This is a genomic window from Ignavibacteriales bacterium, from assembly GCA_015709675.1.
GTDB lineage: Bacteria > Bacteroidota > Ignavibacteria > Ignavibacteriales > Ignavibacteriaceae > H2-BAC3.
Window position 1 is genome coordinate 879,991 of sequence record CP054182.1, and the last position, 26,296, is coordinate 906,286.

At 44.7% G+C, this 26,296-nt stretch carries 17 protein-coding genes; 15 read left to right on the top strand and 2 right to left on the bottom strand.

Annotated elements, in window-relative coordinates; all coding sequences use genetic code 11:
* The first annotated feature begins 7 nt into the window (after positions 1 to 7).
* Genes HRU80_03170 through HRU80_03180 form a run of 3 tightly spaced genes read left to right on the top strand, consistent with a single transcriptional unit; the run spans position 8 to position 5,537 of the window.
* The gene (locus HRU80_03170) at positions 8 to 1,276 is read left to right on the top strand and encodes a TolC family protein (protein ID QOJ27924.1); all 1,269 of its coding nucleotides are present in this window, start codon (positions 8 to 10) and stop codon (positions 1,274 to 1,276) included.
* Positions 1,273 to 2,442 (top strand): efflux RND transporter periplasmic adaptor subunit, encoded by a 1,170-nt coding sequence (locus HRU80_03175; protein QOJ27925.1) that lies wholly within the window; start codon positions 1,273 to 1,275, stop codon positions 2,440 to 2,442. Before HRU80_03170 ends, HRU80_03175 begins: the two co-directional genes overlap by 4 nt.
* On the top strand, positions 2,442 to 5,537 hold the full coding sequence (locus HRU80_03180; protein ID QOJ27926.1) for an efflux RND transporter permease subunit: 3,096 nt from the start codon (positions 2,442 to 2,444) through the stop codon (positions 5,535 to 5,537). Before HRU80_03175 ends, HRU80_03180 begins: the two co-directional genes overlap by 1 nt.
* Before the next feature lie 83 nt (positions 5,538 to 5,620).
* Here the strand turns inward: HRU80_03180 and HRU80_03185 are convergent, their stop codons facing one another.
* On the bottom strand, positions 5,621 to 7,492 hold the full coding sequence (locus tag HRU80_03185; protein ID QOJ27927.1) for an ATP-binding cassette domain-containing protein: 1,872 nt from the start codon (positions 7,490 to 7,492) through the stop codon (positions 5,621 to 5,623).
* A gap of 230 nt (positions 7,493 to 7,722) precedes the next feature.
* On the opposite strand from HRU80_03185, the gene HRU80_03190 reads away from it, so the two are divergent.
* From HRU80_03190 to HRU80_03235, 10 genes are all read left to right on the top strand, one after another.
* Complete coding sequence (locus HRU80_03190) at positions 7,723 to 8,427, top strand: prephenate dehydrogenase (protein QOJ30439.1); 705 nt, start codon at positions 7,723 to 7,725, stop codon at positions 8,425 to 8,427.
* Positions 8,428 to 9,201: 774 nt separating this feature from the next.
* A complete protein-coding gene (locus HRU80_03195) occupies positions 9,202 to 12,426 on the top strand; it encodes a T9SS type A sorting domain-containing protein (protein QOJ27928.1) in 3,225 nt (1,074 codons plus the stop codon).
* 706 nt (positions 12,427 to 13,132) lie between these two features.
* Positions 13,133 to 14,695, top strand: coding sequence for a T9SS type A sorting domain-containing protein (locus HRU80_03200; GenBank protein ID QOJ27929.1), 1,563 nt, complete (start codon positions 13,133 to 13,135; stop codon positions 14,693 to 14,695).
* Positions 14,696 to 15,225: 530 nt separating this feature from the next.
* Positions 15,226 to 17,256 (top strand): S9 family peptidase, encoded by a 2,031-nt coding sequence (locus HRU80_03205; protein QOJ27930.1) that lies wholly within the window; start codon positions 15,226 to 15,228, stop codon positions 17,254 to 17,256.
* A gap of 28 nt (positions 17,257 to 17,284) precedes the next feature.
* Positions 17,285 to 17,641, top strand: coding sequence for a DUF1232 domain-containing protein (locus tag HRU80_03210; GenBank protein QOJ27931.1), 357 nt, complete (start codon positions 17,285 to 17,287; stop codon positions 17,639 to 17,641).
* Between the two features lie 31 nt (positions 17,642 to 17,672).
* Positions 17,673 to 18,206, top strand: coding sequence for an NUDIX hydrolase (locus HRU80_03215; protein QOJ27932.1), 534 nt, complete (start codon positions 17,673 to 17,675; stop codon positions 18,204 to 18,206).
* Between the two features lie 16 nt (positions 18,207 to 18,222).
* Positions 18,223 to 19,923, top strand: coding sequence for a DNA repair protein RecN (gene recN, locus HRU80_03220; protein ID QOJ27933.1), 1,701 nt, complete (start codon positions 18,223 to 18,225; stop codon positions 19,921 to 19,923).
* Positions 19,924 to 19,950: 27 nt separating this feature from the next.
* Positions 19,951 to 20,169: a hypothetical protein gene (locus HRU80_03225; GenBank protein QOJ27934.1), complete on the top strand. Its 219-nt coding sequence runs from the start codon at positions 19,951 to 19,953 to the stop codon at positions 20,167 to 20,169.
* Positions 20,170 to 20,269: 100 nt separating this feature from the next.
* Complete coding sequence (locus HRU80_03230; protein QOJ27935.1) at positions 20,270 to 20,623, top strand: four helix bundle protein; 354 nt, start codon at positions 20,270 to 20,272, stop codon at positions 20,621 to 20,623.
* A gap of 126 nt (positions 20,624 to 20,749) precedes the next feature.
* Entirely contained in the window at positions 20,750 to 22,354 is a 1,605-nt protein-coding gene (locus HRU80_03235; GenBank protein QOJ27936.1) for a peptide chain release factor 3, read from the top strand.
* Positions 22,355 to 22,568: 214 nt separating this feature from the next.
* On the opposite strand, the gene HRU80_03240 is transcribed toward HRU80_03235, so the two are convergent.
* Positions 22,569 to 23,606, bottom strand: a complete 1,038-nt coding sequence (locus tag HRU80_03240; GenBank protein QOJ27937.1) for a PorV/PorQ family protein — start codon at positions 23,604 to 23,606, stop codon at positions 22,569 to 22,571.
* Positions 23,607 to 24,019: 413 nt separating this feature from the next.
* Between HRU80_03240 and HRU80_03245 the strand changes: the two genes are divergently transcribed.
* Both HRU80_03245 and HRU80_03250 read left to right on the top strand, forming a co-directional pair.
* The gene (locus HRU80_03245; protein QOJ27938.1) at positions 24,020 to 24,811 is read left to right on the top strand and encodes a hypothetical protein; all 792 of its coding nucleotides are present in this window, start codon (positions 24,020 to 24,022) and stop codon (positions 24,809 to 24,811) included.
* The gene (locus HRU80_03250; protein ID QOJ27939.1) at positions 24,783 to 26,243 is read left to right on the top strand and encodes a sigma-54-dependent Fis family transcriptional regulator; all 1,461 of its coding nucleotides are present in this window, start codon (positions 24,783 to 24,785) and stop codon (positions 26,241 to 26,243) included. Before HRU80_03245 ends, HRU80_03250 begins: the two co-directional genes overlap by 29 nt.
* Positions 26,244 to 26,296: the final 53 nt, after the last annotated feature.

The following is a 26,296-nucleotide window of genomic DNA, read 5'->3' on the forward strand; positions in this document are numbered from 1 at the left end:
AATTTTCATGAAAATGTTATTTGGAGCATTCTTTGTATTACTCTGTCATTGGGTAAGCTTTGGACAAAGCTCTCCCTATATTCTCACTTTAGAGCAAGCCGTTCAGGCAGCTCTTGAAAACAACCCCAGATACCTGGAAGCCAAATATGAGGTGGCGGCTTCTAAAGCCTCCTATTGGAGTGCTATTTCTCTTCCGCAGCCATCTTTTGAAATTAGTTATAATTTTGTTCCGCAAGGCGCCGGACTATCTCAATATGATGAAAATAACATAGGGGTAAGTCAGAGTTTTGATTTTCCAACGCTTTATTTTCTCCGCGCATCCGTGGCTGATTATACGACTGATCAAAAAATCAATCGGTTAGAATTGGTTAGAAATAAACTTATTCATAAGGTCAAACAGTCATATAACAAACTACTCATGTTAAAGTATAAGGTAATGTTTACCGAACAAATTCTGTCAGTAGCCCAAGAGTTGCATACAAAAATTGAACGCAAAACTATTCTGGGAGAAAGTTCAAAACTTGAAAGTTTAACAGCTTCTGTTCAGTATACAGAAGCTGTAAACAATTTGGCTATCGCCAAAAATGATTTACAATTAGCTAAGGCGGAATTAATAAACATACTTGGACCAGAAAAATTCAAAAATAGCGGAATTCTCTTGGTGGATTCCTTATATGTGGATGCTTCACCGCTTGATTTCTCTGAGTTGTTGGATGCGGTTAATAAAACAAATCCACAAATAAGTGAAGCAAATGTGTTAAAAGAATTAGCGGCAACTGAGAAGAAAATTTCATGGCATTCACTTTTGCCAGCTTTTACGTTATCATGGTATAAACAATCCCGCGGGGGAAACACTAACTTTTACGGAGCTTCATTAGGTTTATCTTTTCCTCTTTGGTTCATGTTTGAAAACAGAGGAAAAATAGCTGAGGCCACTGCAAAATATTCTATTGCAGAACAGCAAGTAAGGACGGTGAACAATGATCTTGTCTTACAACTTGAAGAAGCTTATGCTATATTCAAAAATGCAGATAAACAAAAAGCACTTTATTCGAACACACTGATTCCGCAATCTCAGACAGTATTTGAAATAGCTCTTAAAAGTTATATTGAAGGTGAGGCATCATACCTGGATTTTTTGCAGGCGAACAGATTGTTACATGACACACGCAATGGATATATCCAGTCAATACTCAATCAAATAAGTGCTGCTCTTACTTTAGAAGAACTTAGCAGTATCACAATGGTAAAAACAAGGCAACAGGAATTGAAATGAAAAAATTACGGTTAATAGCATACATACTCTTAGTCTCGGCAGTTCTGATATCCGGATGTAAATCAGAACCAAATGAAACCACTGAAGAACATCACGAAGAAACCACAGATACAGTGACTCTGTCAGATTCAGCCATAGGAGAAATTAATCTGCAAACCTTTAAGGTGAAGTCGAAAATATTCACCGGATCGTTTTCGCTTACAGCAGAAGTTAAAGCAGATCAAAATAATGAGGCCTTGGTTGGTCCACTTCTATCAGGACGAGTGCAAAAAGTTTTTGTAAACACAGGACAGTATGTGCGAAAGGGGGATTTGTTAATGACAGCAGAGGGATTGGAAATTGGTGAATTAAAAGCAACTTATTTAAAAACAAAAGCAGCATTGGAATTTGCTAAGGCCAACTATGAAAGAACAAAAAAGCTCTTCTCAGAAAATATTGGTTCACAAAAAGAATTGCTCATAGCTCAGGCAGACTATGAAAAAGCCAACGCTGAATTCAAGGCGGAGGATAAAAAAATTCATTCCATCGGGTTAAGTGATAAAGACATTGAAGAAAGTATCAATGAGGATCACACATCGGGTACTCTAAACATAAGAGCACCAATCAGCGGGGTTATAGTTGAAAGGAATGTAGTCACGGGGCAGTTTGTAGAACCTTCTGAAAATGCATTCAGAATACTGAATGTTTCTTCGGTTTGGGTGGATGGTCAGGTATTCGAAAAAGATATTGCGCGGTTAGATGCAAAAGCAGTTATTTTCTTTGCTTCCTCTGCTTACCCAGGCGAAAAGTTTGAAGGAAGAATCTCCTTTGTTGGTCAAATGTTAGATGAACAAACAAGAACACTTACCGTTAGGGCAACGCTTCAGAACCCAAAAGGAAAACTGAAACCTCATCTTTTTGGCGAAATGCATATACCTGTTTCGGGAAACAAAACTGCGATATTTGTTCCTGAATCAGCAGTTTTTTCACTAGACGGAAATGATTTTGTGTTCGTTAAGGTGAGTGCTGATTCATTTATCAAAAGGATGGTTAAAATCCGGAAGTACTCAGCTTCTGAAATTGAAATAATAGAGGGGATTATTGAAGACGAAGAGGTTGTTAGTCAGGGAGTGTATTATTTAGTAAGCGTATTACAAAAAGACCAGATTGAAGGGGATGAACATTAATGTTAGCAAGGATTATTGAATATACACTAAACCAAAAAGCGCTTATTATAATTGCTTCTTTGTTTATCATTTCTTTAGGCATCTATTCATACGTAACATTGCCAATTGATGCTTTCCCTGATGTTACTAATATTCAGGTTGAGATAGTAAGTCATGCGAATACGCTTTCGGCTGAAGAAATTGAAAGAAAAGTAACCTATCCGATTGAAATGGCCATGCGCGGATTGCCGGATATCGAGCAAATCAGGTCAGTAACTAAGTTTGGACTTTCAATAGTTACCATCATCTTTAAGGATGGTGTGGATATCTATTTTGCGCGGCAACTTGTTTTTGAGCGTCTGGCCGAAGCCCGGGAGAATGTTCCCGCTGGTGTTGAGGTTGCTCTTGGACCAGTGGCTACGGTAATGGGAGAGATCTATCAATATACATTAGAAGGAACGTTTCCAACTGACTCTTTAGAGAGGGTCTCATTTCTTTCTGAATTGAGAACAATTCAGGAATGGGTTGTAACTCCTCTTCTCAAGAATATACAAGGTGTTAACGAAATCAATTCATTTGGGGGATATTTTAAGCAGTATCAGGTGCTGCTAAAACCGGAACAACTGCTCACTTATTCACTTTCACCAGAGGAAGTATTTTCCGCTCTGGAAAACAACAACCAGAATGTGGGAGGCAGCATTATTGAGAGAAATTCTTTTCAGTACATTGTCAGAGGGTTGGGTCTTATCAAAGAGATTCGGGATATTGAGAATATCGTCCTGAAACAAAACAACGGTACTCCGGTATATCTAAAGCAGGTTGCTGAAATCAAGGAGGGACAAGCTGTAAGAATGGGGGCGGCTATGAAAGACGGAAAATATGAAGCTGTTGGTGGTATAGTAATGATGCTGCGCGGTGAAAACAGTAAAGCGGTTGTGAGCCGGGTCAAGGAAAAAGTTCACGAGATAAATGAAAACAATATTCTGCCTGCCGGAATAAAAATTGTTCCCTATTACGACAGGACTGAAATAGTGAATGCCAGTGTCCAAACAGTTAACAAGGCATTAATTGAAGGAGCCATTTTAGTATTAATTATTCTTTACATTCTCCTTCGAAGTTTCAGAGGCAGTTTTGTTGTGCTAATCGCTCTACCGCTGTCACTGCTTGCAACTTTTATCGTAATGCGATTTACCGGATTGAGTGCAAATCTAATGTCCTTGGGGGGGCTTGCAATATCAATCGGAATGATAATAGATGCAACAATTATTCAGGTTGAGAATGTGCAGCGCCATCTCGGTGAAGCTCCGAAAGAGGAAACAAAAATAAGAACAGTTCTAAAAGCTGTACTTGAAGTAAGAAAACCAAGTATTTTCGGGGAGTTAATCATAGCTATCACCTTTATACCCATTCTTTCGTTAGAAGGAATAGAGGGTAAGATGTTTGGTCCGTTAGCACAGACTGTAGCCGTTGCACTTATAGCTTCGATGCTGCTTTCAATTTTGGTTATTCCGGCATTATGTTATATGTTTCTTAAACCGGCAAAGGAGAAACCTAACCCGGTAATGCAATTTGCAGGAAGCATATATATAAAAATGCTGGACTGGACAATTGATAAAAAAGGGGTATTACTGAGTATGGCCGCAATTTTGTTACTTGTTTCAATTTTTCTTATCTCCAGACTGGGAACCGAGTTTATACCGGTAATGGATGAAGGGGCCTTCGATGCAGATGTAGCGTTATTGCCCGGGGTTTCACTTGATAAAGCGATAGAAATAAATCAATTAGTTTCAAAAAAACTAAAAACGTTTCCTGAATTGGATGTTCTTGTAAGCCGCACGGGTCAAACAGGTGTTTCGCTGGACACCAGGGGAGTGGACAAAACCGGCTATGTCGGAATACTAAAGCCATCAGATGAATGGCGGGAGAATTTAAGCAGAGAAGAACTCACCGAAGAAATGCGAAAATCATTAGAAACTATTCCCGGAATTACTTTTGGCTTTAGCCAGCCGATACAGTGCCGAATTGATGAGTTGGTGGCCGGAACCAGAGCCCAGTTGATAATTAAACTATTTGGTGATGATCTGAATCTCCTGCTTTCTCATGCTGAAAAAATTGCAAGAATTCTTTCTTCAATTAACGGAGCGACGGATGTGATGTCTGAAAAAATAGCCGGACAACCATATATAAACATTTCCATAGACCGAGAGAAAATTGCCCGCTACGGTATAAATATGAGTGATGTTCAAAATATTATCGGAATTGCAGTAGCAGGTAAAACAGCCACAAAATTTTATGAGGGCAATAGGAACTTTGATATTACCGTGCGTTTTCAGGAAGACAAGCGTAATTCGATAGAGGCATTAGAGAAGATTCTCGTTCCGGTTAGCAAAGGGCTAAATGTTCCACTTGCACAGGTGGCGCAGATTTCAATGATTCAAGGTCCATTACAAATCAGCCGTCAGGATGGTATGAGACGGATTGGAGTTGAACTAAATATAACAGGACGAGATATCGGAGGTTTTGTTGCAGAAGCTAAACAAAAAATTGCCCAGGAGATAACACTGCCGCCCGGATATTTTCTTACCTGGGGGGGGCAGTTTGAAAATCAGGAAAGAGCTATGAATAGATTGCTTCTTATCGGTCCGTTAGTTATAGCTGTGATTCTGGTTCTTTTGTTTATTACCTTTAACTCAATAAAGCTTGCATTACTTGTTATTGCAAATTTACCATTTGCATTAATAGGTGGAGTGTTTTCACTTTATATATCCGGAATGTACTTGTCTGTTCCAGCGTCAGTGGGGTTCATTGTCCTTTTTGGTGTAGCAGTACTAAACGGAGTTGTTCTGGTAGCACGAATTTCTCAGCTTAGGGAAGAGGGGGTTCCTCTTTCTCAGGCGATTCGAATGGGCAGTATCAGCAGATTAAGGCCCGTCCTCATGACCGCATCAATAGCAGTATTTAGTCTGATTCCTATGCTCTTTGCATCTGGTGCCGGATCAGAAATACAAAAACCTCTTGCGACGGTAGTTGTTGGTGGATTAATCACCTCCACCATTTTAACGCTTCTGGTTATTCCTGCGGTTTATAGTTGGTTTGATAAAGGCGAGAAAGTATAATTTTTGTATAAAGCCGGCAAATATTTATTGAGCCGGCTTTTTTTTGTGCTGAACGACTGTTACTAAGCTCAGAAAAGCAAATCTTATTGCTGTGTTTTCATTTCTAATTCACTCCAGCGACGATAAAGTCTCTCAGATTCTGCTTTTGCCGCATCGAGCTGAGCTTGAAGTTCTTTAGTTTGAGCGGCATACTTTTCGTAAAAATCGGGGGAGGAAAAAAGCGATTCAATTCTTTCTGCTTCCGCCTCGGCAGCAAGAATTTTTTCTTCGATTGCGTTAAGCTCCCGCTGTTCATGGTAACTCAGCTTAACCGGCTTTTGTTTTACGCGCGTGTCTTCTTTCTTCTCCTTAGGTGAAGATATATCTTCAGTAACTCGCGCTTTTCTTTTTTCAACATAGTAGTCATAATCCCCCTCGCTGAAGTGAAGATATTTATTTCCTTCAAAAGCAAGGATTCCGTTGCAGACACGGTTCAGGAAATAGCGGTCGTGGCTTACTATAACGAGGCATCCTTCAAAGGCAATAAGCGCTTCTTCAAGGATGCGCAGGGTAGGAAGATCAAGGTCGTTTGTTGGTTCATCAAACATAAGGAAGTTGCCGCCGTTTTTAAGAATACGAGCCAGAAGAAGACGGCTTCGCTCACCGCCGGAAAGGCGGTTTACTTTAGTATTCATTCGGTCATCAGTAAAAAGAAAGCGGCGTAAGTAAGTCCACACCGGCATCTTCTCTTTACCGAACTGAATTACTTCCATCCCTTCGCCGATTGACTCAAAAACGGTTTCTTCCTCATTAAGAATCAGACGTTCCTGATCTATATAATTATATATCGTCTTTTCGCCCGAGTCAGCTTTACCCATGAAGGGCTCCTGCTGACCGAGAATCATTTTCAGCAGAGTTGTTTTACCGGTGCCGTTTCTGCCCACGATGCCGAGTTTGCGCCCTGGTTCAAAGATGAAGTTGAGTGATTCAAACAAAACGCGGTCACTAATTTTCATTCCGCAGTTTTTGAGCTCGAGTATTTTATTACCAAGCCGGTCTGCCGGAGGAATGATAAGTTCTACATCAAGTTCTGTCTCAGGTCCCTTCTGAGCAGCAACTTCATAATACTGATCAAGACGGCTTTTGGCTTTTGTGCGGCGGGCCTTGGGTCCGCGCATCACCCAGTCGAGCTCACGCCTGAGGAAATTCTGCCGTTTCTTTTCTTCTGTCTCCTGAATTGCCTGCCGCTCTGATTTATTTATAAGATAATCAGTATAGTTGCCAGTGTGCGAATAAAACACACCATGCGAAAGCTCAACAATGCGTGTTGCGATTGAGTCAAGAAAATAGCGGTCGTGCGTAACAAAAATGCAGGTGCCTTTATATACAGCGAGATAATTTTCAATCCATTCAATTGATTCAGTATCAAGATGGTTGGTCGGTTCATCAAGCATCAGCAGATCGGGTTTTGAGATAAGCGCGCGGCAGAGTGCAACCCGGCGCTTCTCCCCTCCGGAGAGTCTTTTTATATCTGCCTCGGGGGGAGGTGCATGAAGTTCTTTGATGAGGATACCAATTTCGCGCTCAAGATTCCATCCGTCAAGACGGAGGATTTTTTCTTCCAATATATGCTTTTGCGGATGATCGTAGGGAAGCTCTTCGTAAGCACGGAGCAGATCGAGGATGCGTCCCGCACCGCTCATGATGTTTTCCAGGACGGTCAGATTCTCGTTCAGGGTGAAATCCTGCGAAAGATATCCTGCGACCAGATCCTTGCGCTTTGCGATATCGCCAGAGTCGGCGGACATCACGCCGGCAATAATCTTCAGGAACGAAGACTTACCCGCGCCGTTACGTCCGACCAGACCGATCCGGTCTCCCTCATGAATAGTGAGCGAAGCACCATCAAGAATGACCTGAGGGCCGTAAGCAAGCCGCAGTTCAGCAGCAGTGAGAATTACAGGAGAAACAAACAATTCTTAATTAGTAATGAGTAGTTAGTAATTAGTAATAAATGTACAATGTACAATTAACGATGAAATTCGGCCTTAAAGAACTAAGCATTATAAACAGAGAACCACGAACTAAAAACCAGGCACTAAGAACCGAATTTCGACCTGCAATATAAGGGTTTTCAGGGGATGAGGGTTGGAGTTTTACGGGAGGGGATGTATTTTGCACGTGTTTAATTTAATGAGGTAACACCATTTCTTCAGTACTGTTCGGATACGGACGATTCGGCCGGCTTTTTGTAAAGCACTTTGGCGCCGAACTTGCTCTTAAAGTCCTGGATAAAAACGCTGCAGTTCCGGCTGAACTGAAAGTCCGTGATTATTCGGAGCTGCGGGAGGCAGAGTATATCTTTTTTGCAGTACCGATATCTGGGCTTGAGCCGCTACTCATGGAGATTCAGCAGTATATATCAGGCTCCGCGGTTCTTGCGGATGTCTGCTCCGTTAAGGAGTATCCGCTTGAGGTAATGAAAAAATACTTTCCGCGGAATGAGATTATCGGAACGCATCCTTTGTTCGGACCGGACAGCACAGCCGATGGTCTGGCTGGACGGCAGATGGTGATGACTCCCTCAGCGCAAACCCCGGCATATATACAGCTGAGCAGTATATTCAGATCAGCCGGACTTGAAATTATTACAATGACCGCTGAAGAACATGACCGCCAGATGGCATGGACTCTGTGTCTCACCCAGTTCATAGGCCGGGGACTTGGGTCACTTCCTCTGCCGCGGAACAGCATCGGAACCAGAGGATATTTTGATCTGCTGGATATAGTCACCCGCTCTAATGCAGACACTATGCAGCTCTATATTGATATGAATAAGTATAACCGCTTTGCCGGTGAGATGAGAGAAAGTGTAATTAAAGGACTTGCGGATATACATAAACAATTATGAATTTCCAATTCTCCGCCGATTTAAGACGGATGCTGAAGCAGCGTGGATTAACACGGATCGGAAAATCAATGTACAATTAACAATAAACAATGTACAATTTTATCTCAAAAATAAATTCCGTCCATGGTCCGGGGATTTTTGTTTCGTCCCTCTGAGGCTTTTGGGAGATATTGGAATTCATATACAACCATAGGTCACCCGCGCTGCGGGTTCAGGGATTTGGAGGTTTTATCTGACTAGCTATTAACAGGTCACCGCTAACGCGGTTTATGGAGTATCGGTAATGACCTGTTTGGGGTATTCCCTGGATTATCCCGTTGTTGCCAGTTAATATTTCGCTCCTGTGGAGCTGTTTATTGTAATCCTGTCAATCATGTTCATCCTTTAATCGTGTGCTGATACCCTAATCCCGCGCAAAGTCGCCAAGACGCAAAGAGAATTCAAAGGATAATTTCTCAGTATGCCTGTTCATTGTACATTGTAAACTGTACATTGATTACTAATTACTAATTCCTCATTACTAATTATCTAGGTGCTGGCCCCTATATCCCCAAAAAAATGAGAGCCAGCCCCTATTTTATGCTCCTTAACCTCCCGGTAATTTGCTCCCCTGAAAAATCCCAATCCCGTCCGGTCCGTTTTCTGTCAGTCCGGCCGGGTTGCAGTTTAGTGTGTGTAGTGAAAAACGTTATCTCTCCTGAACCATGGAGGGATTCCGCCGGATCACAACTGCAAAGAGGGCAGGAAGAATTTATCAAAAAACCTAAGGATACAATGAAGCAATTGTTTTTTCTTTTTTCATTTTTGCTCCTGGCGGCAGGCACGCTGCAGGCGCAGAACTATCAGGTATCAGGGGCGGGAACAGCCGGTGTAAACGGTGTATATGTTAATGACGGCACTCTTAACGGAAAACCGCATTATACTCTGAGCGGATCACCTTCATATTACATGTATTTTCATTCAGATACCGAGCGGTGGGTGATATCCGATGTTGATAACGGAATGTTCCATCAGTCTCTCTATTTTAATTTCGGGACGGATGCTACCCCTCCGGCAGCTAACTGGTATACCAATCAAGGAAGCAATCCGGCACCTTCTGTTGCCATAGCAGCACCGAAATTAACCTATAGCGGAGCGGGATTTTCTGAATCAATGTCTAATGATGGTTCAATCGAAAATACTCTGACGATTACCCATAATAATTTTGACGGGGCAACCTTCACCGGATCAAACGGTGATAATTTCGTTTCAGGAGGAAAAGCAACAGTAACGAATCTGCCCTCAGGTCTGACGGCAGTAATTACCAGAACTTCTGCAACCACTCTTTCTGTATCACTCAGCGGTAATGCTTCCGCGCACGGTAACGCAAACGATGTAAGTAATCTTACTATTGCATTTCAGAACTCTGCTTTTTCAGGAGGTGATGCTTCGGCGGTGGTGAATGCAGCAAAAAGTGATCTGACCATCAATTTTTCTGAACTGGTGGAAGTTGGCACCGGTCAGACTTACACTACTATTGCCTCAGCAATCGCAGCAGCATCAGATGGTGATATACTTAACCTTGCTGCCCAGACTTTCACTGAAAACGCACTCACGCTTTTAAATAAATCGCTCCGCTTTAAGGGGCAGGGTGCAGCAAACACCATCATTCAGGGAGCTGCTTCGTATAACACAGCATCTGACCGTATTATGACCGTCAGTTTTGATTCATACGCAGCATCAAACACGCTGCAGTTTGAAGGGCTTACTCTCCGTTATGGAAAAAAAGCACAGCCGTATGAAGTTTCAGGTTCAACCGGGGGCGCGGTAAAGGTTACTAACGCAAATGTAATCATAAGAGACTGCGAACTTTACGGAAATATAGCTTCAGTTCAGCCTCCGCACGGATGGTACGGCGAAGGCGGCGGTGCACTCGCTCTCTTTAGCAGCAACCTTACAGCAGAAAACACTACTTTTGCAGACAATGTATTCTCTTCAGCATGGAGGCCGGGTGACTGGATGGGCGGCGGTGCAATTTTATTCATGCAGGATAACAGTGATTCCTATACCATGACTTTAACAAACTGCACCTTTTCGGGCAATACTTCAAGTGTATATGGCGGTGCAATCTTTATGAGACCATCCAATGTAGTTGCAACCACCATAACCAACTGTACTTTCGCGAATAATGCAGGAGGCAACGGCGGTGCATTCTCTTCTGACAACTCAAGCGGAAATCCGCAGCCGGTTACATTCAGAAATACTATTTTTCACGGCAACACAGCTTCAAATCAGGGCCCGCAGATGTGGGCAGGCAGTTCAACTGCATATACATTTGAAAACTGCATGAATCAGAACAGCGGGTTTTATAATATATCAGGCAACTTCACAAACTGCTTAACGGGCCAGGATCCGCTGCTTTCAGCTCTTGCTGATAATGGCGGGCCGACAAGAACCATGGCTCTGCAGACCGGAAGTCCGGCTATTGACGCAGGCACCTCAACAGGTGCACCTGCTCAGGATCAGCGCGGTTACTACCGCTCAGGAGCCGCAGATATCGGTTCGTATGAGTTCGGAGGTACGGTTTCGCTGTTTGATGTGGCCGTATATCTTACCCGCAATAACAATGAGGTTAGCGAGAACATCTTATATCCGAAAGTCGGATTTGGTTCGCCAATAACTTCACCGTTCAGCTGGACTCCAGCGAGCCCTGACTGGACCTATAACGCACCAAAGTGCACCATCTATGTTGTACCAACAGGAAGCGAAGGAATGGTTGCTTCCAGTTTTGTTGTAAACTTTGATGCAACCAAAGCAACTCTTTCCGCAGCAGCAGGTGATAATAATCTTTTTGACAGCGGCATCTTTTATACACAGGTAACCGGAACCGGCCGCCTGAAGGTTAACGCATCGAATATATCATCTGCAATCAACATGACCCCCGGCTCAGGCAAATATCTTGCACGTCTTATATTTACCATGCTGAAACCAGGTCATCTTGAGGTATCACTTGATTCTCTTGACTTCCGTCAGTATGATATTGCTGCAAATGAACAGGTATCACTCGTTACCGAAGACCACGGCGCTGAAGTAAAGTTTTATCTCGGTGACTTTGCAAGTGCATCTGTTGAAACCACCGGTGACGGTCTTATCAACATTAACGACCTCAGTTTATTTGCATCTGCATACTGGAGCAATCACGCTCAGGTTAGCACACTCTATAAATCAAAATTTGACGTTGGTCCTACCAATGCATCAGGAAACTACTTTGCGCTTCCTACCGCTGACGGCAACATCAACTTTGAAGATCTGATTATCTTCTCAGTTGGTTATGGTAAATCAGCCGGCAACGAACTGCCGAAAGTAAAAGTAAATCCGATCGATGTAACACTCGGCGAAGAGATTGTTGGAAACACCGTTCGTGTTCCTGTCTATCTCTCAGGAAGTGTTGAAGATGTAAGAGGACTTTCCTTCAGCTTCAGAACCGGAATGACACTCAAAGGTGTTGAAAAAGCTGGTGAACTGAATAATGAAAACGGTTTTGTAATCTTCCGTCAGGAAGGTGATCTCGCACAGATTGACGCAGCGGTAATCGGTGGTGATAAAAAAGCAATCTCCGCTGAGGGAATTGTTGCGTATCTGGTATTTGAGAACAAGTCATCACTTGAACTTGAAGCGGTAATCGCAAGAAACAGCTTTAACCAGGATATCCCTGTTCTGATGAAGGGAAATTCTGCTCTGAGCATCACACCTGACGCATATGCTCTTTCACAGAACTACCCGAATCCGTTCAACCCGTCAACAGCGATCTCTTTTGCACTGCCGCAGGCATCAGAAGTAACGCTGAAGATCTACAACACACTCGGCCAGGAGGTGGCAGTACTGATCAATGGCGAGACCATGGAAGCCGGAGTTCATACCAAAGCATTTGACGCGGGTAATCTGACCAGCGGAGTTTATATATATAAACTTACTGCGGGAAGTTTTTCGTCCGTTAAAAAGATGAATCTTCTGAAGTAAGAGTCAGACAGATTTTTAGGAGGTACCCCGTCTTCTGAAAAGGAGGCGGGGTTTTTTATTTTATGCCAGTCTGCATCGCACAAGGACTATCTGCATGTTCTTCTCCAATGTCCGCGGATTAAACGGATGCAGGGCAGCACGGATTAACACGGATCGGAAAATCAATGTACAATTAACAATTAACAATGAACAATGTACGATTTTATCTCAAAAAATAAATTCCGTCCATGGTCCGGGGATTTTTGTTTCGTTCTTCCATGTCTTTTGGGAGTAGTTGGAAATCATATGCTATTAATATATCGCTCCTCCGGAGCTGATTTGGTATAATCCTGTGCATCGTGTGTATCCTTTAATCGTGTTCTAATACCTTACCCTCGCGCAAAGGTGCTAAGACGCAGAGAGGAATTTTCATCGCAAAGAAAGCAAAGTAATCCGCAGAGCAGCGCAGAGTTTTGATTCATCCCCCGGTTTCGCTATTATTCCCTATCCCGCGCAAAACCGCTAGGTTGCAAAGATTACTAACTCCTCAATTCTAATGATCCCCTCCTGTATTCTTCCAAAAAATGAGGGCCAGCCCCTATATAATTTTGATAAAATTAAAGCCATATTGTTTTACTGTTCACCGTTGTTTCTCTTAGCTCGCACGATAATAGTATGAGCAGCAGAGGTTCATTTTTTTACGTAGTTAATGTGAGGTTTTTTGAGAGTGGTTCATTTTTACTTTGTTTTCGTACTTTTTCTTGCGGCATCACTTACTGTCTCAGCCCAGTTTGCCGGTGGCGACGGTACATCAGGGAATCCTTATCAGGTTGCCACAGCTGCACATCTTAATAATGTGCGTGATTATCGGACTTCCCATTTTATCCAGACTGCTGATATTGATCTGAGCTATGAAACCGGAAATTCCGGCGGTGCTTATTGGAATGGCGGTTTGGGATGGAATCCTATCGGAGCTACCGATGCAACTTCGTTTTTGGGGAGCTACAATGGTCAGGGGTACAGTATTACCGGATTAACCATAAACAGACCCGGCCAGCATTATATCGGGCTGTTTGCCTATGTCGGAAATGATATTGTTACACCGGTTATATCAAATGTTAAACTTGTTTCTGTCTCAATCACCTCAAACTGGGTGTGCGGTGCGCTTGCAGGAAAAATAACTAAAACTACTATCAGTAAATGTTCTTCAACTGGTTCGGTTACAGGGGTAGAGTATATGGGAGGATTGATAGGATGGACGCCTTCCAACAGTACGATTTCTGAAAGTTATTCTTCATGTACAGTTACTACGACTGGGTTATATACAGGCGGGTTTATAGGCATCACTGGTTCAAATACCTCTATCACTAACTGTTATGCAACCGGAAATGTAACTTCCACATCAGGGCAGACGGGGGGATTTGCAGGTCGTATTATATCAACAAATCTCGTTAACTGCTATTCAACCGGTGCTGTCAGTGGTTCGTCTTCAGTGGGAGGTCTTATTGGCACTATTATGACTGCATCAGCAACCAACTGCTTTTGGGATACACAAACTTCCGGTCAGGCATCTTCAGCAGGAGGCACAGGAAAAACCACCGCACAAATGAAAACCAATCAGACTTTTTCGGATGCCGGATGGAATCTGGCAATCTGGAACCGTGATGACAGTTTTAATAATGGCTACCCGTATCTTGACTGGGAGAATCCCTCAGGCACTCCTCTTCCGGTTGAACTTACCTCATTTATCGGCAGAGCCACAGGCAGCAACGTTACCCTGCAGTGGAAAACTGCGACTGAGGTAAATAATTCCGGATTTAATGTGGAACGCTCTTCCGACAGAAGTAATTGGCAAACACTCGGGTTTATAACCGGGCACGGCAACTCTAACGCAGAAAAAGCATATTCCTTTACGGATAAGAATCTTGCTCCTGGCAAATACCACTACCGCTTGAAGCAAATAGACACAGACGGGCAGTATGAATACTCTGATATAGTTGAACTTGCTGTTAGCAATGCCCCTGATGCATACGCTCTTTCACAGAACTATCCGAATCCGTTCAACCCGTCAACAGCGATCAGCTTCGCGCTGCCACAGGCATCAGAAGTAACGCTGAAGATCTACAACACACTCGGCCAGGAGGTGGCAGTACTGATCAATGGCGAGACCATGGAAGCGGGAGTTCACACCAAAGCATTTGACGCGGGTAATCTGACCAGCGGAGTTTATATATATAAACTTACCGCAGGAAGTTTTTCGGCTGTTAAAAAGATGAATCTTCTGAAGTAAGAGTCAGACAGATTTTTAGGAGGTACCCCGTCATCTGAAAAGGAGGCGGGGTTTTTTATTTTATGCCAGGCTGCATCGCACAAGGACGATTTGCATGTCCTTCGCCAATGGCCGCGGATTAAACGGATGCAGGGCAGCGCGGATCGAAAAATCAATGTACAATTAACAATGAACAATGTACAATTTTATCTCAAAAAAATAAATTCCGTCCATGGTCCGAGGATTTTTGATTCGTCTTTCCAGGGCTTTTGGGAATAGTTGGAAATCATATGCTATTAATATTTCGTCCCCTACGGGACTGAATTAATCCTGTGCATCGTGTTCATCCATTAATCGTGTTCTCATACCCTAACCGCTAAAGCGCAAAGAAAAAGTTGAACTCATGCCGTCCTTGCTGTCCCTGAACACTCAACCCAAACTGCAAGACCCGCCCAAAAACCTGGTTTTCATTCCAAATAACTGCCCGCTAATTTCTCCGGAAATTTCCCCTTTTCTGGTTATTTTTAAAACTGAATTTTTCCGAGGTATTGATGTACAAACTTCTATCATTTTTCTTATTCTTATCAGTAATGATGAACGCACAAAACGGACGCCAGCTTAATTTTGACGATCTCTGGGCTATGCAGAGGATTGGCACGGCCGATCTTTCTCCCGACGGCTCTAAAATAACCTTCGCGCTCACTTCCTTTTCCTACGATCTGAACAAGGGAAACAGTGACGTTTATGTTATCAATACGGACGGAACCGGCCTGAAAGCCCTGAAAAACACCGAAAAAGGGGAGAGCGGTCCTAAATTTTCTCCCGATGGCAAGAAAATCGCCTATGTGACGGGCAACCAGATCTGGCTGACCAACGCTGACGGAAGCGGTGAAGAGCAGATTACCACTCACCACACCGGCGCCTCAGGAGTGGTATGGTCTCAGGATGGCAAAAAGATGCTCTTTGTTTCAAGTGTTTATCCTGACTGCGCAGATCAGGAGTGCAATAAGAAAAAAGATGAAGATGCTGAAAACAGCAAAGTAAAAGCCTCGGTATTTACGGAGCTGATGTACCGCCACTGGGACGACTGGCGCGGTGACAAACGCAGCCACCTTTTTCTGCTTGATCTGGCAACAAAAGAGATTACCGATCTCACCCCCTTCAGCAAATTTGATGTGCCGCCGATTGCATTAGGAAGTGCAAAAGATTATACCTTCTCTCCGGACGGCAACTGGGTTGCGTTTACCATGAACACGGATGAGGTTCTGGCAACCAGCACGAATAATGATATATTCCTCCTTGACCTGCGCACACTGCAGAAAGGAAAAAAACCGGAACACAAAAAGATATCACTCAGCAAGGGGAATGACAATCAACCGGTATTTTCTCCCGACGGAAAACTGCTTGCCTATACCTCCATGGAGCGTGCCGGATTTGAAGCAGACCGCCTGCGGCTGATGATTTATGATGTGGAGAGCGGCAAAACCCGCCAGCTTTTTCCGAAGCAGGATATATCCGTCAGCGAATTCATCTGGAGTCCGGACGGGAAGCATATATATTTCACCGCGGCTAAAGAGATTTATGAATCAGTTTACCGGGTAAGTCTGAGCGGAGACAAAGCTGAAGTAATCATTGAGAAGCACATGAGCTCTACTCTGATGATCTCCCCTGACGGGACAAAGCTTTACTTTAAACAGCAGAAATCCACACAGCCGCATGAGTTCTTTTCTGCCGATGCTGACGGAAAGAACGTAAAACAGATCTCCTTCATTAACGCTGAGCGTCTGAAGGATGTGGTTATGAATGAAGTTGAGACTTTCTGGGTAAAAGGAGCAGGCGGAACCCCGGTTCAGTCAATCATGGTAAAGCCGCCGTTTTTTGACGAGACGCAGAAATATCCGATGATTTTCCTTATACACGGCGGACCGCAGGGGCACTGGTCAGATGACTTTCATTACCGCTGGAATATACAGATGTTTGCCGCAGACGGTTATGTGGTTATTGCGCCGAATCCCAGAGGCAGCACCGGCTATGGTCAGAAGTTTACCGATGAAATCTCCGGTGACTGGGCAGGCAAGGTATATACCGACCTGATGAATGTGTATGACGAAGCCGTTAAGAAATATAAATTTATTGACAAAAAGAACACTTTTGCGGCGGGAGCTTCCTATGGCGGATATATGATCAACTGGATTGCCGGGCACACCGACCGCTTTAACGCGCTGGTTTCTCACGCGGGAGTGTTTAATCTTGAAAGTATGTTCGGTACCACCGAGGAACTCTGGTTTCCTGAGTGGGAATTCAAAGGCACTCCGTGGCAGAACCGGAAGATGTATGAAAAATGGTCTCCGCACCGGTATATACACAACTGCAAGACTCCGGTTCTGGTTGTGCACGGCGCGAAGGATTTCCGCGTAACCGAAGACCAGGCATTTCAGCTTTATACCTCGCTGCAGCGGCTGGGTGTGCCGAGCAAGTTCCTCTACTTCCCGGACGAAACCCACTTTGTGGCAAAACCGCAGAACAGCCGCCTCTGGTGGAAAACGGTTCTGGACTGGTTTGATAAGAATAAAAAACTCTGATTATCTGTAAAGAAACACTAAACGGCGGATGAGAAGCATGGAAAATGACAATATAGACTGGCGTGAAGTTGATTACGGTGACAACCGTGAGAAGTTTGAACAGGATAAAAAAACCGTGGAAGAGGGGCTGTGGGAGACCCTTGAACGTTCCGGCAAAAAGATTTCCTTTCTTAAGGATGTGATCGCCCTGTTTAAATATATGAGCGACGGCCGCGTGCAATGGTACAGAAAAAGCATAGTGGTCGGAGCGCTGATTTATTTTATAACGCCGGTTGATGCCATTCCTGATATTGCTCCGCTGATAGGATATCTTGATGATCTGGGAGTGATAACCGCCACGCTGAAATATCTCGGCAGTGAACTGATACCCTACTACGACAGATAACAACAGCGGAAGCGGATATATATAACTGTTCATGAATTTTAAGATAGTTAAAAGCGAAATTGTGCACCGCGGCATCGTGTTTGATCTGAAGGTGGATCAGATTGAGTATGACAGCGGCAACCCCGGAGTGCGCGAAACCGCACTGCATGACGGCGGCGCGGTGGTGGTGCCTGTGACTTCTCAGGGAAAGGCGGTTCTGATTACGCAGTTCCGATACCCGCTTATGCAATGGCTGACCGAGCTCCCCGCGGGCAAACTTGGCAAAGGAGAAGATCCGTATATATGTGCGGTGCGTGAGCTGAAAGAGGAAACCGGATATGAAGCAGAACTTGTCGAAAAACTCGGAGCCATCTGCACCACACCCGGTTTCTGCACGGAGATACTGCATATCTATATAGCAACAGGACTAAAAGCCGGAAGCCATAATCGTGAAGAGGGAGAACAGGGCATGCAGGTGCACGAATATACATTTGAAGAAACGGACGCAATGATCAGGGAGGGAAAAATTATTGACGCGAAGACGATTTCCGGCCTGACGATGGCTAAACTGAAACTGGGAAAGTAATCCTTACCACAACCGTATGTTGAAAACACTTCAGATAAAAGACTATGCCCTGATTGAAAATATCACCGTGAGTTTTCACTCCGGCCTGAATATTATTACCGGAGAAACCGGTGCAGGTAAATCAATTCTGATTGATGCACTGGGACTGCTCCTTGGTGAGCGGGCCTCAACGGAAGTGGTGCGCCGCGGCACTCAGAAAGCAGTGGTGGAAGGGGTTTTTGACGTAAGCGGCAACAAAAAAATGAAAGCCCTGCTTAAAGAGCTTGATATAGAGTTTCAGGATGAGCTTATAATCAGGAGAGAGATATCTCTTAAGGGATCCGGCAGAAGTTTTCTTAATGATACTCCGGCACCGCTCACCGCTCTGAAAGATGCAGGTTTTCTTCTTGTTGATCTTCACGGGCAGCATGAGCATCAGTCGCTTCTGCGCAAAGAAACCCATATTGAAATGCTGGATGAGGCCGCAGGGCTTGAGAAGCTGCGTGACAGTTATGAAACAGAGTACCGCAAACTCCGTGCTCTGATAAGTGAATATACTGAACTGATGAATAAAGAAGAGCTGCTTCATCAGAAAAAAGATTTGTATGAATTTCAGGTGAGGGAGATAACGGCTGTTAATCCGCAGCCGGGGGAAGATGAAAAGCTGGCTGATGAGCTGAAAGTGCTTGAGAATACTGAGCGGCTTGCCGGTTCTGCCACAATGATTTATGACCTGCTTAATGACGGTGAGGTTCCGGCCTTTGATATATTAAACAAAGCCCGCACTGAACTGCATCAGATAGCACAGATTGACAAGTCACTTCAGGGGCTTGATGAAATGCTCTCCAATGTGATAGCTCAGGCAAAAGAAATAAGCAGCGAGCTCCGGACATATAAGGAGCATCTTGAACTTGACCCGGAGCGTCTGGAAGAGATGAGGCAGCGCCTTAATCTGATTTCTCTGCTGAAGAAAAAATACGGCGGGAGTGTGGATGCAGTTCTGAAATACTGCGATGAGATAAGCCGTGAACTGGAACTTGCAACCGGATTTGAGGAAGAAACGGCAAAGCTGAAAGCAAACATCGAGGCACAGCGGAAAATCTGCGGTGAACAGGCGGTAAAGCTTTCCGAAGAACGCCGCAAAGCGGGAAGTAAAATAAGCAAAAGCATTATCGGGGAGCTGGTGAACCTTGGCATCGTGAATGCGCAGTTTGTAATCCGCCAGGAACAGCCGGCAGCCCAGGGGGATGATTATATATACGCCGGCGAAAAGAAAGTGCGCTATAGCAGTTCGGGAATTGATGATGTGGAGTTTCTGATGTCAGCCAATGCCGGGGAAGAAGTAAAGCCTCTTGCAAAGGTTGCCTCCGGCGGAGAGGTTTCGCGTATTATGCTTTCGCTGAAAACCATACTGGCAAAAAATGACCGGCTTCCGCTGCTGATCTTTGATGAAATTGATACCGGGGTGAGCGGCCGCATCGCGCAGAAAGTGGGTAATGCATTAAAGAATTTATCATCCTATCATCAGATAATCGCTATAACCCATTTGCCGCAGATCGCGGGGCTCTCCGATCATCACTATTCGGTTGAGAAGCGGGAAGAAGACGGCAGGGCATTCAGTCACATACGGGAACTCACGCTTGAGGAGAAAGTGGTTGAAGTGGCAAAACTGATGAGCGGTGAACTGGTTACCGAAGCAAGTCTTAAAGGAGCGAGGGAACTGATGGGGATTCAATAACAAATATATACCAAACGGAGACGCAACATGAAAGCTTATGAAATATCATTCAGAATAGATAAACGCAACAAAGTATTATTCCCGGAAAATCTGATTAAAGTCCTCCCGAAAGAAGAAGATATCCGCGCTATCGTCCTGCTGAACGAACCTAACGAAAAAGAATTCCGCACCGAAATGCAGAATATACAGAGCCAGGAATACGGTTATTCGTATATCAATACGGACGCGGTCTATGATGATTTTTGATAATTAGTAATTAGTAGTTAGTAATTAGTAATGGGAGCGGGGTCGGAGGAAAAGTATGAATCGTGAAATTATTTAAAAGACAAAAATAAATGGAGGCAGGGTGAAAGAGAATGTCATAAGAGATAAGAGTCTGCAGTTTGCCATAAGGATGGTAAAGCTTGCAAACTTTCTCAGGGAGGAAAAACGAGAATATGTTCTCTCAAAACAGATTGTCAGATCAGGTACTGCTATCGGAGCATTAGTCAGAGAAGCCAGGTATGGTGAATCAACTAATGATTTTTTACACAAGCTGACAATAGCACTCAAAGAAGCCGGTGAAACAGAGTACTGGATAGAACTGCTTTTCAGGACGGATTATATCTCAAAAGAAGAGTATAATTCAGTGATAAACGACATTCATGAAATAATAAAGATTCTAACTGCAATAACCAAAACAATAAAATCCTCAAGATAATAACTGAAGGTTTTAAATTAATTACCAATTAAAACTATAAATTATTACTAAGTACTAACTCCTAATTTCTAATTAGTTTTACTAATTACTAATTTCTCAAGTTAACACGATACTGATTTAAGATTAATGAGCCTAAATAAAGAAATTGCCAAACGAAAAACTTTTGCTATTATAAGTCATCCCGATGCGGGGAAGACGACTCTTACGGAGAAGCTGCTGCTTTATTCCGGAGCGATTCAGATTGCCGGAGCGGTGAAGTCCAATAAGATTAAAAAGACAGCTGCGTCTGACTTTCTTGAGATTGAAAAGCAGAGGGGCATTTCAGTCGCGACTTCTGTTCTTTCATTTGAGTATGATGATAAAAAAATTAATCTGCTTGATACCCCCGGCCACAAAGATTTTGCCGAGGATACGTACCGCACACTGACCGCGGTTGACTCCGTCATCCTGGTGATTGACAGCGTGAAAGGTGTTGAGGAGCAGACGGAAAAACTGATGGGAGTCTGCCGTATGCGGAAGACTCCGGTGATTATCTTCATAAACAAAATGGACCGTGAGGGGCAGCCTCCGGTTGATCTGCTTGATGAGGTTGAGGCAAAGCTTGATATCCGCGTGCGACCGCTGACCTGGCCCGTGGGTTACGGACAGAGTTTTAAGGGAGTGTATAATATATATAAGCACTCTTTTGCCTTTTTTACCTCCAACAAGACAACCATTGAGGATGATATACAGACCTTTAAGGATCTTGATGATCCCGCTCTTGCTGAAGTGCTTGGGAGCAGTGTGGGCAAACTCAAGGAAGATCTTGAACTGATTAACGGCGTGTATGAGGAGTTCACTCCTGAACTCTATCTGAGCGGTGAGGTCGCGCCGGTATTCTTCGGCAGCGCGCTCAATAACTTCGGCATCAAAGAATTGCTTGAAACCTTTTGTGAACTTGCCCCGGTGCCTGCTCCGCGTGAAGCAACGCACGGTCTGGTTAAACCCGATGAAGAGAAGTTCAGCGGATTTGTCTTTAAGATACACGCCAATCTTGACCCCAAGCACCGCGATCGCATTGCGTTTCTGAGAGTCTGCTCAGGAAAGTTTGAGCGGAATAAGTTTTATCATCACGTGCGGCTGAACCGTGATATGAAGTTCCCCAGCCCTGCTACATTTATGGCATCAACCAAGAATGTGATTGATGATGCATTCCCCGGTGATGTGATAGGATTGTATGATTCCGGAACGTTTAAGATTGGTGATACCTTAACGGAAGGGGAGAACTTCATGTTTAAGGGAATACCCCGCTTCTCACCGGAGATCTTCCGTGAAGTGCGCATTACTGATCCGTTTAAATCAAAGCAGCTTGAAAAAGGAATTCGCTATTTAACAGATGAAGGACTTGCGCAGCTTTTTACGCAGAACCTCGGCACCAAAAAAGTTGTGGGAGTTGTGGGTGAATTGCAGTTTGATGTAATGAAGTTCCGTCTGTTTCATGAGTTCGGCGCAAGCTGCGACTTTTATCCCTTAAGTTTTCATAAAGCGCTGTGGGTTAAATTTAATGATCCTTCCGAGATAGATGAACTGAAGCGCATCAGATATAACAATCTCTATTATGATAAAAATGATAATCTGGTATATCTGGCTGAATCGGAGTTCTCGCTGAGAATGGCTCAGCAGAATAACCCGAAGGCACAATTCCTCACCAGTGTTGAGCATAATGATCAGACAGTGGAACTTGAATTATGAATTATGAAGTATGAATTATGAAGTATGAATTATGAAGTATGAAATTTTGATACACCGTTCTTCGTGTTCTTAATGTCTTTGCTGTCCTTGGCCGCATCAGCAGTTTGTGCGCAAAGTCGCTAAGCCGCAAAGTGTTACACGCAAAGTTCTTTAAAATAAAAAAAGCCGCACAAGTGATGCGGCTTTTTTATCAATCATTGTAAATTGTAAATTGTTAATTGTTCACTGATCTCAGGAATCTTGCTTCTTCAAGGGTGAGAATCAGAGATATACGGTGTGTATCGGGCAGGCGGTCTTCCTCTGACATGGTGAAGCGCGCGAATGAGTAATCTATATTTAGCTTTGGCAGGCGCACTCCGGCTCCCATGGTGAACTGCTTCACATCATTATATCCTCCGCGCACGGCAAAAAGATTTTTATAGCTGAGTTCTCCTCCGAAATGAGGATCAATGCTCACGGGTCCCATATTAAACTGTGCTGCGTATTCTCTTCCTTCAAAGCGGACATCAAAATCAAGCGCGGGGGAGAATGCAAGACCAAATACTTCAAGTTTATATGCAGCGCCCAGTTTAAGTGTGGGGCTGATCAGTTCATTCCGTCCGGTGCTCCATCCTACCAGGGTAGTGGTAACATCCTGCACATTTGCTCCGAGTGAAAGATTTTCAGCGGGGAAATACATCACGCCTGCGTCAAACCCGATTCCTGTCGCGCTGAACTCGGCTATCTTCCGGTAGATCAGCTTCATGTTTATACCGAAGTATAAATCTTTTGAGTGCCTCTTGGCTCCGGTGAGATATATTGCCCAGTCCTGATTGCTGAACTCCTTAACAAGAGATGGGTCAAGTTTTGCCGCAGGGGAGTTGATATCATAAATCACCTGTCCGGTGGAGCGGTCAATCAGGGCGTTGCGGGTATCAGGGATGCCATCCACTCCGAGCCGCATAACGCTCAGCCCGAATGAGTATTCAGAGCCGTAGGGGAGAGCAAAAGCCGCGTAGTTATAATTAACCAGATTGCCGTAACGCTCATCGTGCATCAGGGAGATCTGGGGGTAGTTCAGATTGGCGAGACCGGCGGGGTTATAATATCCTGCGGTGACATCATTGGCAATAGCCGTATAGGCGCCTCCCATGCCGAGCGGGCGTCCGCCCACCCCAATGGCAAGAAATTCTCCGGCGTATTTACTCAGAACAGTCTGGGGGAAAATTGCGCTGCTCCCCAGAATCAGCACCAAAACAAGCTTTTTCAGCATGAAATAAAATCTCGGTTTAATTGTATGCAAAGTTTCACAAATGGCGCTATAAAGTCAAGGGCAATTTTTGGGTTAATGGCTGAATTGCAGGTGACTGCTTAATGCAGCTCTGTGTCACGGAGGAAGTGGCCCCGATGTAAATGGTACAGACGGTCTCTGCGAAGATATGCAGAGAGAAATTGGCCAAAGATTCAGAAACCCCACGCAAAGACGCAAAGGAGGATTTACGGAAAACCACCACAGTTTCGGGCAAAAACACTCTTAAAATCCCATTTCCGGTGACAAGTGACCAATTCATCATTCATACTTCGTACTTTCGGGATATGTGACCAATTCATCATTCATACTTCAAACCTCACAATTCATTGCCCATAATTCCTTAAATTTGATATTAGTTTTTCAGAAAGAGACCCGTGAAACCTGTTTCCCTTTACATTGTCATGTTTTTTGTATCACTCTTCTTTTTGACCGGCTGCGGGCAGAAGGAGGAGTCCCGGACTCCGGCGGAGCTGAATGATGAGGTTCTGCTGAATGGCACGTACACCTTTTCTGACGGCAGCCAGGCGGCTATGACCGATGGGAAAAATGAGTCCGGCCAGGGAGTCTATTTTGAGGTGCGCTCAGCAGGTCTCTATGATGTTACCGGTGATGCTAAACCGGACGGAATTGTGCTTGTGAGAAAAAAGAGCGGGGCAGATTTCCTGTATGAACTGATTGTGGCCGAGGATGATTCAGGCAGCATCCGCCAGATAGCCGCGGCCCGGGTCACGCAGAATCTGGAGGTTACCGGTATCACGTATGACTCAGTGTTTATTCATGCTGAAGTGCAGAACTCCGCCGGAGCCAAAGAGCTGTATATATACGCTCTGGAGGGGGGTGCGCTCGTCCGCACCAATACCCCTGAAAAGATGAACTTCCGCTGTATCGGCACGGAGCCATTCTGGTCTATCGTCATTAAAAACGGCTCCATCCTCTTTCTCACACCGGATAATGCAGACGGCGAGGAGTGGAAATTCACACCGCCGGCGGTCTCTCCGGGCAAGTGGGTATATACCACAACTGACGCAAAAAACCGTGCAGTGACCATTACGATCACCGAAGGGAAGTGCTCTGACGGCATGTCCGAAATGGAATTTGCCTACCGTGCCGCGGTTAAACTTGGTACCATCAATCTGAATGGCTGTGCAAGAGACCTCAGCGAGTAGCACTGCCCCGGCGGCAACAGAGCTTTTTAACGGAAGCACTCCGGTACGGAATGTTTCCCTGCTGATTGTGGATGACGAGCTGTCATTCCTCAGGTCCCTTAGGCGGCTGCTGTGGGAGCAGGGTTACGAGGATGTGACCATTGAGCAGAATCCGGACGCGGTGATTCCACTGCTTGCTGAAAAACCGTTCGATTTGATTATATTGGACGTTAATATGCCGGGATTAGACGGACTGAGTCTGCTTGAGAGAATTGTGCAGCAGAGTCCTGAAATTCCGGTTATCATGCTCACGGCTATTGAGAATGTTAAGACCGCGTTTAACGCAATAAAGACCGGCGCTTATGATTACATCATTAAGCCGCCCGATCTTGACCGCCTCTTTATTACCATGCAGCGCGCGCTTGAAAAATCGCTGCTGCAAAAGGAGCGGGACTGGCTCAGGAGTGAGACCTATAAATCCGGGAAGGAAAAAGAAAGCATTGATGCTGATTTTTCCGACATCATTACCGGCGCTCCGCAGATGAAGCGGGTTTTTCAGCTTATTAAAATTTTCGCGCCGACTAATGAAACGATTCTAATTACGGGGGAGACAGGTACCGGCAAGGATTTAATAGCGCGGAAGATTCATGATCTTTCACCCCGGTCTAAACAGCCGTTTGTTCCGGTGAATCTGGCTTCAATATCGCCATCGCTGTTTGAGTCAGAACTCTTCGGGCATGAAAAGGGCTCATTCACCGGTGCGCACGGTGATAAAACAGGTTTTTTTGAATCAGCCAATAACGGCACGCTCTTTCTTGATGAAATAGGAGAACTGCCAAAGGATCTGCAGGGCAAACTGCTTAGGGTGATTCAGTATAATGAAATTTACCGGATCGGAAGCACCCGCCCGGTCAAACTGAATACGCGAATCATAGCGGCCACCAATAAGGAGCTGCTGAGCGAAGTGCAGAAGAATGAGTTCCGGGCAGATCTCTATTACCGGCTGAACCGCGGATATATCCATCTGCCGCCGCTGCGCGAGCGGGGGAATGATCCGGTTCTGCTGGCAAGACATTTTCTTTCAGTGGGAGAGCGTATATATAACAAGATCCTGCGGGGCTTTACCCCCGAGGCACAGGCAAAGCTGCAGAACTATTCCTTCCCCGGAAATATCCGGGAGCTTGAAAACGTAGTTCTGAACGCAGCCGCTCAGGCGCCTTCGGGAGGGATGGTATCGGAACTGATGATACCCGCGGCAGGGCATCAGGAGCCGTCGCAGCAGCGCGGCGAGCAGTTAAGCAGATTTTTACCACTGGAGGAAGCAATGGATGAGTATATCCGGCAGGTATTGCAGGCTTTCGGGGGAAATCAGCAAAAGGCAGCGTTCGTCCTTGGCATCAGTGAAAGAACGCTGCAAAGAAAAATTAAAAAATCAAAGGAGCTAAACGGCTAAATAAAAGACGGCATTCTGCGGTTAGTAATAAGCAGCAGAGGCGGTTTAACAAA

Excerpts from the sequence above, each read along its gene's own strand:
- HRU80_03195 (QOJ27928.1), top strand. The coding sequence starts at position 9,202 with ATGAAGCAATTGTTTTTTCTTTTTTCATTTTTGCTCCTGGCGGCAGGC.
- HRU80_03205 (QOJ27930.1), top strand. The coding sequence starts at position 15,226 with ATGTACAAACTTCTATCATTTTTCTTATTCTTATCAGTAATGATGAAC.
- HRU80_03250 (QOJ27939.1), top strand. The coding sequence starts at position 24,783 with ATGGCTGTGCAAGAGACCTCAGCGAGTAGCACTGCCCCGGCGGCAACA.
- HRU80_03210 (QOJ27931.1), top strand. The coding sequence starts at position 17,285 with ATGAGAAGCATGGAAAATGACAATATAGACTGGCGTGAAGTTGATTAC.
- HRU80_03225 (QOJ27934.1), top strand. The coding sequence starts at position 19,951 with ATGAAAGCTTATGAAATATCATTCAGAATAGATAAACGCAACAAAGTA.
- HRU80_03240 (QOJ27937.1), bottom strand. The coding sequence starts at position 23,606 with ATGCTGAAAAAGCTTGTTTTGGTGCTGATTCTGGGGAGCAGCGCAATT.
- HRU80_03235 (QOJ27936.1), top strand. The coding sequence starts at position 20,750 with ATGAGCCTAAATAAAGAAATTGCCAAACGAAAAACTTTTGCTATTATA.
- recN (QOJ27933.1), top strand. The coding sequence starts at position 18,223 with ATGTTGAAAACACTTCAGATAAAAGACTATGCCCTGATTGAAAATATC.
- HRU80_03170 (QOJ27924.1), top strand. The coding sequence starts at position 8 with ATGAAAATGTTATTTGGAGCATTCTTTGTATTACTCTGTCATTGGGTA.
- HRU80_03180 (QOJ27926.1), top strand. The coding sequence starts at position 2,442 with ATGTTAGCAAGGATTATTGAATATACACTAAACCAAAAAGCGCTTATT.
- HRU80_03175 (QOJ27925.1), top strand. The coding sequence starts at position 1,273 with ATGAAAAAATTACGGTTAATAGCATACATACTCTTAGTCTCGGCAGTT.
- HRU80_03215 (QOJ27932.1), top strand. The coding sequence starts at position 17,673 with ATGAATTTTAAGATAGTTAAAAGCGAAATTGTGCACCGCGGCATCGTG.